Below are 12,352 nucleotides of genomic sequence, written 5' to 3' on the forward strand. Positions count from 1 at the left end.
GAGGCTGCGATCTTTTGATCTGTCTTTTGAAGATCAAAAGATCGCAGCCTTCGGCAGCTCCTACGGGGATTTGAGGAGTATTTGAAAATGCTGCAAGTCGACAAACTGCACCAGTATTACGGCGGAAGCCACATCCTGCGCGGCCTGACATTTGACGTGAAGGTCGGCGAAGTCACCTGCCTGCTCGGGCGTAACGGCGTAGGCAAGACCACCCTGCTCAAATGCCTGATGGGTTTGCTGCCGCCCAAGGAGGGCGCAGTGAACTGGGAAGGTAAACCGATCACTACGTTCAAGCCGCACCAGCGTGTGCATGCCGGCATCGCTTACGTACCGCAGGGCCGGGAAATCTTCGGCCGCCTGACCGTGGAAGAAAACCTGCTGATGGGGCTGTCGCGCTTTCCCGGCAGCGAAGCCAGGGAAGTCCCTGCCTTCATCTACGAACTGTTCCCGGTGCTGCTGCAAATGAAGCAACGGCGCGGCGGCGACCTGTCCGGTGGCCAGCAACAGCAACTGGCCATTGGCCGGGCGCTGGCCAGCCGCCCTCGTCTGCTGATCCTCGACGAGCCCACCGAAGGCATCCAGCCGTCGGTAATCAAGGAGATCGGTGCCGTGATCAAAAAACTCGCAGCCCGGGGCGACATGGCGATTCTGCTGGTGGAGCAGTTCTACGATTTCGCCGCCGAACTGGCTGACCAGTACCTGGTGATGTCCCGAGGCGAGATCGTGCAACAGGGTCGCGGAGAAAATATGGAAGCCGAGGGTGTGCGCGGTCTGGTTACGATCTAATCTTTAGCGACCTAACGATAATTAGAAATCATGAATTTACCTGCCCAAACAACGCTGTTCACCCCGAGCTGGCACGCCGAGCTGGAGCTGGGTTACGCCCGCTTCGGCGATAGCACACGTCCGGTCCAGCGCCGCCACTTGGGCCCGCTGCGGGTACAGAAGCATCTGTATGCCGAAGGGCCTGAAGTCTGCCAACACATCATCGTCCACCCGCCAGGCGGGATTGCCGGCGGTGATCGGCTGGATATTTCAGCCCGCGTCGAGCGCGATGCCTGGGCACAAATCACCAGCCCCGGCGCGGCCAAGTGGTATCGCGCCGCCGGCCCCGCCTATCAGCAGCTGAAGTTGAAGGTGGCAGCCGGTGCGACACTGGAATGGCTGCCCCAGGAGACGATCATTTTCAGCGCGGCCCAGGCTGAACTCAGCACCTGCATCGACCTTGAAGGCGATGCACGGCTGTTCTATTGGGACGTCGTGGCGCTGGGCCGGCCGGCCAGTGGCGAGCGCTTCGACCTTGGGCACTTCCAGGCACATCTGGATATCCGCCGCGACGGCCAGTTGCTCTGGCATGAACGCCAGCGCGTTGTCGGGGCGGACGGCTTGCTCGATTCGCCCATCGGGCTGGACGGGCAACCGGTGTTTGCGACGTTGTTGGTGACGGGTGAGATCGATAGCGAACTGCTGGAAACCTGCCGCTCGCTGCCCGACGACGTGCGCGGGGATTTGACCCAATTGCCGGGGTTGCTGGTTGCCCGATGCCTGGCCAGTGAAGCGCTGTTGGCGCGGGGATGGCTGATTGAATTGTGGCGACTGCTCAGGCCGGCGTTGCTCGGTCGCGAAGCGGTCCCCCCCAGAATATGGAGCACCTGAGTATGCATACCCTGTAGGAGCTGCCGAAGGCTGCGATCTTTTGATCTTGATCTTCAGCGGCACGGGAAAGACCGGGATCAAAAGATCGCAGCCTCGTTGCACTCGTCAGCTCCTACAGTCCTGTGGGTTGCAAGATTTGACACCTTTTTAACTGCCGATTATGGATCTCAAACGATGGACCTGACCCCACGCGAAAAAGACAAGCTGCTGATCTTCACCGCAGGCCTGGTGGCCGAGCGGCGTTTGGCTCGCGGCGTGAAACTCAATTACCCGGAAGCCATGGCCTACATCTGCGCCGCGCTGCTTGAAGGCGCACGCGACGGGCAGACGGTGGCCGAGCTGATGCACTTCGGAACCACCCTGCTGACCCGCGAACAAGTGATGGAAGGAATCCCGGAAATGATCCCGGAAGTCCAGGTCGAGGCCACCTTCCCCGACGGCACCAAACTGGTCACCGTCCACCAACCCATCGCCTGAGGCCGCGCCATGACTTACCACATCCGCGATGCCGTGCATGCCGATCTGCCGGCCATCCGCGACATCTACAACGACGCGGTGCTCAACACCACGGCGATCTGGAACGAGCACGCGGTCGACCTCGACAACCGCCAGGCCTGGTTCAACGCCCGGCAATCCCAGGCTTATCCGATTCTGGTGATCGTCGATGCCGACGACACGGTGCTCGGGTACGCCTCGTTCGGCGACTGGCGGCCCTTCGACGGTTTCCGCCACACCGTCGAGCACTCGGTCTATGTGCGCAGCGACCAGCGCGGCAACGGCCTCGGCCCGCAACTGATGCAAGCGCTGATCGAACGCGCCAAAGGCTGCGACAAGCACGTGATGGTCGCGGCTATCGAAAGCGCTAACGCTGCCTCCATTCGCTTGCATGAGCGCATCGGCTTTATCACCACCGGGCAAATGCCGCAGGTCGGCACCAAGTTCGGTCGCTGGCTGGACCTGACCTTCATGCAACTGACCCTGAATCCCGGCGCGCAGCCGCCAAGCATCAACCAGGAGTAATCCCCGATGAACGCCGCCCAACTGCGACGCGTCAACGTAGAAAGCTTTGCGCATTATCGTCAGGGCCTGATCGACCTGCTGCTCGATGCCGTCGGCTATGGCGCCAGTGTCGGCTTCATGGCTGAACTCGATGCCATCCAGGCGCGTGCGTATTTCGATGAGGTTCAGGAGAACCTGAACAAGGGCAATGTGTTGCTGTGGGTGGTGGTCAAGGACGAACAGGTCCAGGCCAGCGTGCAGTTGGGTTTGTGCCAGAAAGCCAACGGCCTGAACCGCGCCGAAGTGCAGAAGCTGCTGGTGCGCGAACATGCGCGGCGTCGCGGTCTGGGCCAGCAACTGATGAGTGCCCTGGAGGCGGCCGCCCTGCAGCACAAGCGCGGAATGCTTTATCTCGACACCGAAGCCGGCTCGCCCGCCGAAGACTTCTACCAATCGCTGGGCTATACCCGCGCCGGTGAAATTCCCGATTACGCCTGCGACCCGAGCGGCCGCTATAAGCCGACTGCCCTCTACTACAAGATTCTCCAAGGAGCCCATTGATGATTCCCGGTGAATACCAGATCCAGCCAGGCGAGATCGAGCTCAACGTCGGTCGGCGCACGATCAGTCTGAAAGTGGCCAACAGTGGTGATCGGCCGATCCAGGTCGGCTCGCATTACCACTTTTTCGAAACCAACGACGCGCTGTCGTTCGACCGCAACGCCAGTCGTGGTATGCGCCTGAACATCCCGGCTGGCACGGCGGTGCGTTTCGAACCGGGGCAGACCCGTGAGGTGGAGTTGGTGGATTTGGCGGGGCATCGTCGGGTGTTCGGCTTTGCCGGGCGAATCATGGGTGACCTCGACTGACAAATGCGGTGCTCCCAAAAGATCGCAGCCTCGCTTCGCTCGACAGCTCCTACAGGGACCGGGCGCGCGAATGCTGTGTGAACACCCGTAGGAGCTGCCGAGCGCAGCGAGGCTGCGATAGCGAGTAATGCGAGCGGTCTCCAAATCAATTGAATCCCAAGGCAAGCGCATGAAAATCTCAAGACAAGCCTACGCCGACATGTTCGGTCCCACCGTCGGTGACAAGGTTCGCCTGGCCGATACCGAGTTGTGGATCGAAGTGGAACAGGACTTCACCACCTACGGCGAAGAAGTGAAATTCGGTGGCGGCAAAGTCATCCGCGACGGCCAGGGTCAGAGCCAGTTACTGGCCGCCGAGGTCGTCGATACCCTGATCACCAACGCGCTGATCATCGATCACTGGGGCATCGTCAAGGCCGATGTCGGCCTCAAGGACGGGCGCATCGCGGCGATCGGCAAGGCCGGCAACCCGGACATCCAGCCCAACGTCAACATCGCCATTGGCGCCAGCACTGAAGTGATCGCCGGTGAAGGCATGATCCTCACCGCCGGCGGCATCGATACCCACATCCACTTCATCTGCCCACAGCAGATCGAAGAGGCGTTGATGAGCGGCGTTACCACCATGATCGGCGGCGGCACCGGGCCGGCCACCGGCACCAATGCGACCACGTGCACCTCCGGGCCATGGCACCTGGCGCGCATGCTTCAGGCTGCCGACGCGTTCCCGATGAACATCGGCCTGACCGGCAAGGGTAACGCCAGCCTGCCGGAGCCGTTGATCGAACAGGTCAAGGCCGGCGCCATCGGCCTCAAGCTCCACGAAGACTGGGGCACCACGCCGGCGAGCATCGACAATTGCCTGAGCGTGGCCGATCAGTACGATGTGCAGGTGGCGATCCACACCGACACCCTCAACGAGTCGGGCTTCGTCGAAACCACCCTCGCCGCCTTCAAGGGCCGCACCATTCACACCTATCACACCGAAGGTGCCGGTGGCGGTCACGCGCCGGACATCATCAAGGCCTGCGGTTTTGCCAACGTACTACCGAGCTCCACCAACCCGACCCGGCCGTTCACCCGCAACACCATCGACGAACACCTCGACATGCTGATGGTCTGCCACCACCTCGACCCGAGCATTGCCGAAGACGTGGCCTTCGCCGAAAGCCGCATTCGTCGCGAGACGATTGCCGCCGAAGACATCCTCCACGACCTCGGCGCGTTCTCGATGATCAGCTCCGACAGCCAGGCCATGGGCCGCGTCGGCGAAGTCATCACGCGCACCTGGCAGACCGCCGACAAAATGAAAAAGCAGCGTGGCCCATTGCCCGCTGACGGCGAAGGCAACGACAACTTCCGCGCCAAGCGCTACATCGCCAAATACACCATCAACCCGGCGATCACCCACGGCATCAGCCATGAAGTCGGCTCGGTGGAAGTGGGTAAATGGGCCGATCTGGTGCTCTGGCGCCCGGCGTTTTTCGGCGTGAAACCGACGCTGATTCTCAAGGGTGGTGCCATTGCGGCCAGCCTGATGGGCGACGCCAATGCCTCTATCCCGACGCCACAACCGGTGCATTACCGCCCGATGTTCGCCAGCTTCGGCGGTTCGCTGCACGCCACCAGCATGACCTTTATCAGCCAGGCTGCACAGAAGGCCGGACTGCCTGAAGCCTTGGGTTTGAAGAAAAAAATCGCCGTGGTCAAAGGTTGCCGCGACGTGCAGAAAACCGACCTGATCCACAACGACTACCTGCCGAATATTGACGTCGATCCGCAGACCTATCAGGTCAAGGCTGACGGCGTATTGCTGTGGTGTGAGCCGGCGGAAAGCTTGCCGATGGCCCAGCGCTATTTCCTGTTCTGAGCAATGAAAGAAGCCCCGGACGCCAGGCGTTCGGGGCTTGCGGGTCAGCTACCGATTTTGGTGTTCACCTTGTCCAGTTTGGCTCGGCCCAGAGCCTGCCGGGTCAACGTTTTTTCGAGCGCCTTGATGGCCTGAAATATGTCTTCATCCTCAGCGTTTTCCAGCCTCAGCTTGAGGGCATCGAATTCCTGCCGATAGGTCGTTTCCATGAAGGTTTGCCAGATCGGTTGCTCAAGGATCCGCTCAGTCAGCAACCCCCCTTCTTCCAGAGCCAGCACACGTTGGCAGGCCGCCTCGATCATCTCCTTGCTCACCTTGGAAATAGCCCGAAACTGCATGCCTCGCGCTTGCCATGGCAGATCCAGGCGTTCCGCCAGATCCGTCATGTAAGCCAAATGCACCTCGACTTCATCGATGGTTCCACCTTCAGTTCCGGGGCGATAAAAGGTTTCTCCGGCCCGCAAGCGCTCAGCAACACGCTCGCGGGCAATCCTGCCCAGTTCGTCCAGACGCGACTTGCCCCTCGCCAGTTGCAGCAGCTCGGCTTCCACCAGCCCCGGATTGGCCAATGCACGGGCCTCGTGCACTAATACCTCGACGCCCATGGCATTGAACAACTGAGTGCCGCCATCGACACAGTTGGTGGTGCTGGTCGCCTCGGCAAACAGCTTTTCCCGTAACTCGGTTCTTTCGGCCATGGCCTCGAGCATGCGCCAAACTTTGGCGGTGAGTTCGGTACGATAACTTTTGTCGTCGGCCTTGAAATCATAGGACTCGGTCAAGCGCCGGATTCTATTGAAAAACGGCAGCGAGCCATACTCGTCTTCGACGTTGTCCCAGATCTCCTGTTTCGCATTCCATTCTGCGTTGCTCAGCCCTTCTCCCCATTCGGAACTGTCGAGAACACTGCGTGGGGGATAGGCTCGATCAGGGTCCAGACCGATCGATTCGATGTACGTGCGCACCCGTTCAAGGTTCTCGGGCGAAATCCAGCCCTCCTCACGAGTAAAGAATGTGCGCGCCAGCAACTCCGCGCGGAAGGAACCGGGCGCCATTTCGGGAATTTGCGTGAGCACGTTGAACTCAAGGTTCAGATAAATGCTGCGCGGGCGATTCCGGCCAAAGTAACCCGTGGGCCAGGTATTGAGCTGGCAATGTTCAAGGGTTATCGCCTGCAAGCTGGGCATACGACTGACATCAGGCGGCAAGCGCAACGGGTTGTTGTCCAGACGCAACAGGCGCAAGCGGGTCAGTCCCCTGAGGTGGGCGATCCCCTCGTTGTCCAGGGAGATGTTGTTATCGCTGAGCACCAGATGAGTCAGCTGGCGCATGTTGCCGATCTCTTGAGGAAACAGGGTCAATCTGTTTTGCGTCATGTTCAACTGGCGCAATTGCCGGAATGGCCGCAGGAATCCGACCTGTTCATTACGCAGTCGTACGTTGTTCAGACTGAGTTCGGTGACGTGATCAAAACTGGCCGCCAGTTCAGGTATCGTCGCCAAATGCCTGTCCAGAGGGAAACCATCCAGATTCAATGCTTGCGGCGCCACGATTCCGGGGGCCTCAACGCCCGCCGGTCCGGTGCGCTGCCAGCAGCGGCGGAGTTTCGCGTAGAGATCGGTTCTGGATTGCCACTCCGCGGCTCCGTCGGCTGTAAGGCGCCAGGATTGGGTAGGTTGGTTGACCCAACGACGCATTGAATCATTGAAGCGGTTGAACTCGGTTTCCAACGCAGTCAGTCGCTGGTTGGCCCAATCACCAAAATCGTTCAGAAGCGCCTGTACCTGACTGTCATCCAGGCCTGGATAGAGTGTTTCTGTGCGAAATCGCAAAAGATCCGTGTCTTGTGAGTACATCCTGTAAGGGCGCATTCCGCCACGCAAACGCATGACCTGCGGGTCGTAAGCAGGCTTGCGTATCGGATGATCCAGCAGGGTTTTCGAGAACGTGTCGTGTGACAGCGGCGATTGTTTAACAGCCTGACGCAGTTGCGCCCCCTGATTGATCTCAAACCCCAGCGTTTTGCGGTCGGCATCGGGCAAGGCATGCAGCAATGCCCCGTGCAGATCGTCCGCTCCATGCAGATGGCCACCCTCATGGTCGTAAGCTTCATAGCGCCCGTCTTCGCGCATGACCAACACCTTGCGCACCGAGGCATCGACCGGACCAACGCTGTCATGCAGTGCGCCGGTGAAGGAGAACGCACGGACTTCGATGCGCATCTCCTTTGGCCATTTCGGCCAGTTTGCCAGGGTATGCAGCGCCAGCCGGTCGGTGTCGGCATTGCTCAATCCGTCTAGATAAAGCCCTTCATAGGCGCGACTCAAACGCAAGCCGAACACAGACTTGCGCGCCATTTCGCGCAAGCGCAACGGGATCCGTCTGTTTCGGGTCAACTTCAACAACTCGGCTTCAGCGGCATCGTCCAGCAGGGCTTGTGCGGCGGCGTTCGACAGCTCCGGAAAATCCCGCTTCAGCAGGTTTATCCGTGCATCGCTGGTGGTTTCCCGGGCCTCGTACAACGTATCGAACAGTGTTTTTTGGCTGTCTTGCGCCTGGCGAGCGATGCGTTTTTGCAGCTCGGCAATACGCGCCGAGCGTTCTTTCGCAACTTCACTGCCGAACCAGTCCTGCAATTGCGCCTCGCTGAGGGCGTCAACCACTCGTGTCGGCAGTCGGCCTTCGCAAACATCGGCCCGGGAAATGTTGAGGGTATTTTCAGGCGTAGCCTCAGCTGCACCGAAATTCAGTGACGGTCGGCCCGAAGCGGCATCGGCTTTCAGCACCAGGGCCCTGGATTCTGGCCAGCCATGTAACGCAGTAACAAACCCCGTCACTTTCTCCGACAGTTCCTGCGGCACCTGACCATTCAGGATTTGCGCACTGAGCTTGTCGGCGTCCGCGTAAGCCTTGAAGCGCTTCAGCGTGTCCATGAGCAAGGGCGCCGGTGGATCATTTTCGACATGCATACGACGTAGTACGCCTTCCTCGACACCGCTGACATGCCGCACCTGCTCCAGCACTTCGTCACTGATCCCATCCACTGATGGACCGAGACGCCGCAACAGCTTGCCCTTGTCCCATTCCATCGGTTGTTCGAACTCCGTGTGCCAGGCGCCAGCACCGTTGTGTTCGATGTTCGGCTGATAGGCATCCGGCCGCCTGGGATGTTGCAGTCGAGGCTGTCCGGTGAGCGGATCCTCCTTGAGCACGAATTGCTTGCCCTCGAGCGGCAGCACTTTGCGCCCGTCATGCTCGATGACGCCGAGGTCATCGGGCGTTGCGGTTTCGGGCAGCGTCAGGCGGTGCTCATAAGGTGCATGATCGGGTTTGATCAGACGCGTTTTTCCGTTGGGCAGTTCCACCGGTTTAAGGCTGTCGATCAGGGGGGATGGTCTGATCGGCGTGGGGCCTTTGGGCAGCACGTGCCCAATGAACATCAGGGCCAATTGCGCACCGTTGAGCAAGAAACTGTTGATGTGCGCCGCGCCCTCTTCGACGTCACCCTTGCTCCAGTCTTCAATGCCCTCGACCAGCTCCGCCAGCAATTGCGCGGCCATCAGGCCCAGCATGGCCGGCCCCAGCACCGGCACCAGCATTGCACCAAAGTTGAACACGTTCCAGGCGATGTCCAGATAGCCGCTCAGGCGTTTCCAGCGAGCGTTGGCGTCTTCGTCATCGGTCGGCACCGCGATCAATCGGGCATCGGCGATGGCTTTGTCGCGGCGCTCACGAAACAGACGGTCCCACAGGTCGTCGCTGATCAGATGAGTGACAGGTTCCGCATCAGGGTTTTCGACCGGCGTTTCTCGCCACCATGGCCCCATATCCAGCGGTTCGCGCTGTTGCCAGGTGATGGTTTTGAGCCGTTCATTAACCCGGCTGAAAAAAATCGCCTTGTCTTTCTGTGCGACAAAACGACTGAAAAACCCCTGGTAGTCACTTTCACGCAGTTGGCCGATCAGCGTTTTCATGAAGTCGGTGAGCGAGGCATATTCCTTCAGCGGATGGTCCGGGTCATCCGGTACCCAGGCGATCAGATGCCCGCTCAGCCGATTCTGGCGGTAGATTTCGTCCTTGCGCAGCATCTCTTCCACCACGCCTTTCGGGCCGTTGGCGAAAAAAGCCTTGAGCAGGCGAAAGGTATCGAGGCCATTGGGTAGCGAGGACGTTGCCCGTCGGGAGAAATCAAGCCAATGCTTGCGTGCATCGGGCGTCAGGCCATCAATGGCCTTTTTGACCGCTGTAGGTTCGGCCACCGCACTGAACAGCACAACGCCGGTCATCTGGCAGCCCATAAGCGACAAACGATGACTTTGCAACGGACGGCCATACCACTGGATATCAGACTTGCCGTCGATCAATCCGCCGATCGTTGCGTAACCGTGCAGGCCGATATCGCCCTTGAGATACGCCGTCGTCGACGCCAGTTTGAGGGCCGCTTTGTCACTGGCGATCGAATGCTCCTTGAGCAGGCGAGCGGCATTGGCATCTGCGGGGGTGAGCAATGACTTGATGTGGGTCTGGTATTGTCCGCCAATGTCGAGGCGTCGGCACAGCGCCGCAAATTTTTGCGGGGTGATGACCTTGATCTCGCGCAGGTCGCCACGAAAGTCCTTGCGTAACACCGCGGAGCCGCTGCGAAACGCATCATCACGGGTTTCATCCTCTTCGAAGTTGTGCAGCGCTGCTTCGAGCAGCGAGGAGCGACGGATAGTACTGGCCTGGTTATCGATTACACCGGCGATGTTGTTCGGCACATACAGGCGCAATTGCAGGTCATTCGGATTGCCATGCTCGTTGAAGTTCGAGAGCAACAGGGTTTTGAGCAACGGCTCGGCAAAGGCCTTGATATCGTGCTGTAAATCGCCGAGCAATTCGTCCAGCCGCCCTTGCAGGCGCCAGCGCTCGTCGATGAGTTGCTTGAGATAGTCGCGGTCCACCGGTCGGGCTTTCAGATACCAGGAGGGGAACGTCGGCTGTACATCCACCGCCGTCAGGAGCCTGGCCCGTGGTGCTTCGGTAATCGCCTTGGGGATCAACGGTTTTATCCGTTGGTGATGAACCCCGTTGTCTTCCTTTGTTGCCGGACTTGACGGCCCTGTTGGATTGCTTCCTTGCAATTCAGGCATGTCTTGAACACCTTCAAACCATTGATTGGGGCCCTATGGTCATGCGTTTGTCCCGTGAACAAAAGTGCAAATAATCGTTGGTTCAATGTACAAAAAACAGCCCTGTGCATTCGAAAATCCAGGTGCCGAAAATATCTATTTACCGCACCACACAACCACGAATGTGCCTGCTTTTATCGGCGGTGGTGTTCCCCAGGACAATATGAGGCAGGGGGACCGCGTTATCGTTCATCGCGAGCAAGCTCGCTCCTGCAATGGATCGTGCTGTTCACAAATCCTGTGTTCACAGCAATCACCTGCTTGCGAAAGCAACCTGGCAGCCAACACAAAAACACCAGAACTCTTACTCGATCAGCAGCCGCCCCAACCGCTGTTTGAGCATTCGATTCTCCGCCCGCAGCTGCTGGACCTCTTCAAGCAGGTCCAGCGCCAGGGCGACGCCTTCCCATTCCAGCTCCAGATCGCACCGCAGCTTGACGGCGCGTTTGGCCAGGGTCAGCTCATAATCGTTGAATCGCCAGTCCTTGGGCTGGGCGCCCTGAGGTTCGAGGATGCCGTGTTCGACGATTTCGATCACATGGACGTCCGACAAATCGGCCGCCTCACAGAATTCTGCCAGGTTCAGTTGAACGATCAGGGGGCTGCTCATGACGGGCTACTCCATGTCTGGGTTCAGAAGTGTTCTCTCGGATCGAACGCGGCTTTTTTCGCCAGTTCCTGCCACAGGGCCTTGATGTCATCGTCGGACTTCTTGGGCATGACAGCCTTCAGTTGTACGAACAGGTAACCGCGCTCACCGGCCTTGTTCATCAGGCCATGGCCCTTGGCGCGCATGCGCTGGCCGTTCTGGCTGCCCGCCGGTACCTTGAGGTTGATCTTGCCGGTCAGGGTCGGCACGGCGACTTCGGCACCCAGTGCCAGTTCCCACGGTGCCAGCGGCAAGGTGATGATCAGGTTCTCGCCTTCGACATCGAATTTCGGGTGCGGGGCAAAACGGATCGTCAGGTACAGGTCGCCATTTGCGCCGCCACCCACGCCCGGAGCGCCCTGCCCCTTGAGGCGAATGCGCTCGCCGTCGCTCACGCCGGCGGGGATCTTCACGTTCAGGCTTTTGCTGGTGTTGCTCACATGCTGGCCGGCCGCGTTGTACTGCGGTACCTGGAAGGTGACCTTCTTCGACTCGGTCGACAGTGTTTCTTCGAGAAAAACCCCAAGCTCCATTTCCACGTCTTGCCCTCGGCGTCCGGTGCTGCGACGCGACTGTCCACCACCACCAAAGCCTGGTCCACGATTACCGAATATCGAACTGAAAAAGTCCGAAAAATCGCCCGTGTCCTGGCCGCCACCACCGAAACCGCCACGGCTCTGCCAGCCCGGTGGCCCCTGGAATGGCTGGCCGTGCTGGCCATAGCGGCGCAAATCATCGTATTCGGCGCGTTTATCGGCGCTTTTCAGCGCTTCATAGGCTTCCGAGGCGTCCTTGAACTTGGCCTCGGCGTCCTTTTCCTTGCTGACGTCGGGGTGGTATTTGCGCGCCAGCTTGCGATAGGCGGCCTTGATCGCCTTGTCGTCTGCGGTCGGCTCCACACCGAGAATCTTGTAATAGTCTTTGAAGTCCATCGAAGGAATCACCATCCGTTATCAGAATCGCGCCACAGGCCACAGCATGCGCTTGTTTGCAGCCATTGGTTTGACCGATCTCAAATTTGTGACCGGGCAGCGCAGCAGAAGTTTATCGGCAGCAGGCGGGGCTTCTTGCGAGCACTCCCGCGGCTGTCCGGTTGATGCAGGGTAGTTTGGGGGGGATGCCCCATCTTTCAAGGCAT

General features: G+C 59.5%; 10 protein-coding genes. 7 read left to right on the plus strand and 3 right to left on the minus strand.

Translation table 11 applies throughout. The annotated features are described in order from the left end of the window. Positions 1-87: 87 nt before the first annotated feature. From urtE to ureC, 7 genes are all read left to right on the plus strand, one after another. Complete coding sequence (gene urtE, locus AC1DXW_RS10520) at positions 88-786, plus strand: urea ABC transporter ATP-binding subunit UrtE (protein WP_477753266.1); 699 nt, start codon at positions 88-90, stop codon at positions 784-786. A 30-nt stretch (positions 787-816) separates the two neighbouring features. Beyond that, positions 817-1,656 carry an urease accessory protein UreD gene (locus tag AC1DXW_RS10525; protein WP_477759992.1) on the plus strand — a complete coding sequence of 280 codons (840 nt, stop codon included), beginning with the start codon at positions 817-819 and terminating at the stop codon, positions 1,654-1,656. Positions 1,657-1,830: 174 nt separating this feature from the next. Beyond that, positions 1,831-2,133 carry an urease subunit gamma gene (gene ureA, locus AC1DXW_RS10530; protein WP_477753268.1) on the plus strand — a complete coding sequence of 101 codons (303 nt, stop codon included), beginning with the start codon at positions 1,831-1,833 and terminating at the stop codon, positions 2,131-2,133. 9 nt (positions 2,134-2,142) lie between these two features. Beyond that, positions 2,143-2,676: an N-acetyltransferase family protein gene (locus AC1DXW_RS10535; RefSeq protein ID WP_477753269.1), complete on the plus strand. Its 534-nt coding sequence runs from the start codon at positions 2,143-2,145 to the stop codon at positions 2,674-2,676. A gap of 6 nt (positions 2,677-2,682) precedes the next feature. Continuing rightward, on the plus strand, positions 2,683-3,216 hold the full coding sequence (locus AC1DXW_RS10540; protein ID WP_477759993.1) for a GNAT family N-acetyltransferase: 534 nt from the start codon (positions 2,683-2,685) through the stop codon (positions 3,214-3,216). After that, positions 3,216-3,524, plus strand: coding sequence for an urease subunit beta (locus AC1DXW_RS10545; protein ID WP_477753484.1), 309 nt, complete (start codon positions 3,216-3,218; stop codon positions 3,522-3,524). The genes AC1DXW_RS10540 and AC1DXW_RS10545 overlap by 1 nt, the downstream gene beginning before the upstream one ends. A gap of 169 nt (positions 3,525-3,693) precedes the next feature. Then, positions 3,694-5,394, plus strand: coding sequence for an urease subunit alpha (gene ureC, locus AC1DXW_RS10550; RefSeq protein ID WP_477753457.1), 1,701 nt, complete (start codon positions 3,694-3,696; stop codon positions 5,392-5,394). A 44-nt stretch (positions 5,395-5,438) separates the two neighbouring features. Here ureC and AC1DXW_RS10555 read toward each other — a convergent pair whose 3' ends face one another. From AC1DXW_RS10555 to AC1DXW_RS10565, 3 genes are all read right to left on the minus strand, one after another. Continuing rightward, a complete protein-coding gene (locus AC1DXW_RS10555) occupies positions 5,439-10,526 on the minus strand; it encodes an NEL-type E3 ubiquitin ligase domain-containing protein (protein WP_477753458.1) in 5,088 nt (1,695 codons plus the stop codon). Between the two features lie 343 nt (positions 10,527-10,869). Next, positions 10,870-11,175, minus strand: a complete 306-nt coding sequence (locus AC1DXW_RS10560) for a chaperone modulator CbpM (protein ID WP_477753459.1) — start codon at positions 11,173-11,175, stop codon at positions 10,870-10,872. Positions 11,176-11,198: 23 nt separating this feature from the next. Continuing rightward, positions 11,199-12,146 (minus strand): DnaJ C-terminal domain-containing protein, encoded by a 948-nt coding sequence (locus tag AC1DXW_RS10565; protein WP_111284472.1) that lies wholly within the window; start codon positions 12,144-12,146, stop codon positions 11,199-11,201. Positions 12,147-12,352 lie beyond the last annotated feature (206 nt).

It is taken from the genome of Pseudomonas sp. P4_C4 (genome assembly GCF_056402055.1).

Coding starts and splice junctions, on each gene's coding strand:
- urtE (WP_477753266.1), top strand. CDS start 88: ATGCTGCAAGTCGACAAACTGCACCAGTATTACGGCGGAAGCCACATC.
- AC1DXW_RS10525 (WP_477759992.1), top strand. CDS start 817: ATGAATTTACCTGCCCAAACAACGCTGTTCACCCCGAGCTGGCACGCC.
- ureA (WP_477753268.1), top strand. CDS start 1,831: ATGGACCTGACCCCACGCGAAAAAGACAAGCTGCTGATCTTCACCGCA.
- AC1DXW_RS10535 (WP_477753269.1), top strand. CDS start 2,143: ATGACTTACCACATCCGCGATGCCGTGCATGCCGATCTGCCGGCCATC.
- AC1DXW_RS10540 (WP_477759993.1), top strand. CDS start 2,683: ATGAACGCCGCCCAACTGCGACGCGTCAACGTAGAAAGCTTTGCGCAT.
- AC1DXW_RS10545 (WP_477753484.1), top strand. CDS start 3,216: ATGATTCCCGGTGAATACCAGATCCAGCCAGGCGAGATCGAGCTCAAC.
- ureC (WP_477753457.1), top strand. CDS start 3,694: ATGAAAATCTCAAGACAAGCCTACGCCGACATGTTCGGTCCCACCGTC.
- AC1DXW_RS10555 (WP_477753458.1), bottom strand. CDS start 10,526: ATGCCTGAATTGCAAGGAAGCAATCCAACAGGGCCGTCAAGTCCGGCA.
- AC1DXW_RS10560 (WP_477753459.1), bottom strand. CDS start 11,175: ATGAGCAGCCCCCTGATCGTTCAACTGAACCTGGCAGAATTCTGTGAG.
- AC1DXW_RS10565 (WP_111284472.1), bottom strand. CDS start 12,146: ATGGACTTCAAAGACTATTACAAGATTCTCGGTGTGGAGCCGACCGCA.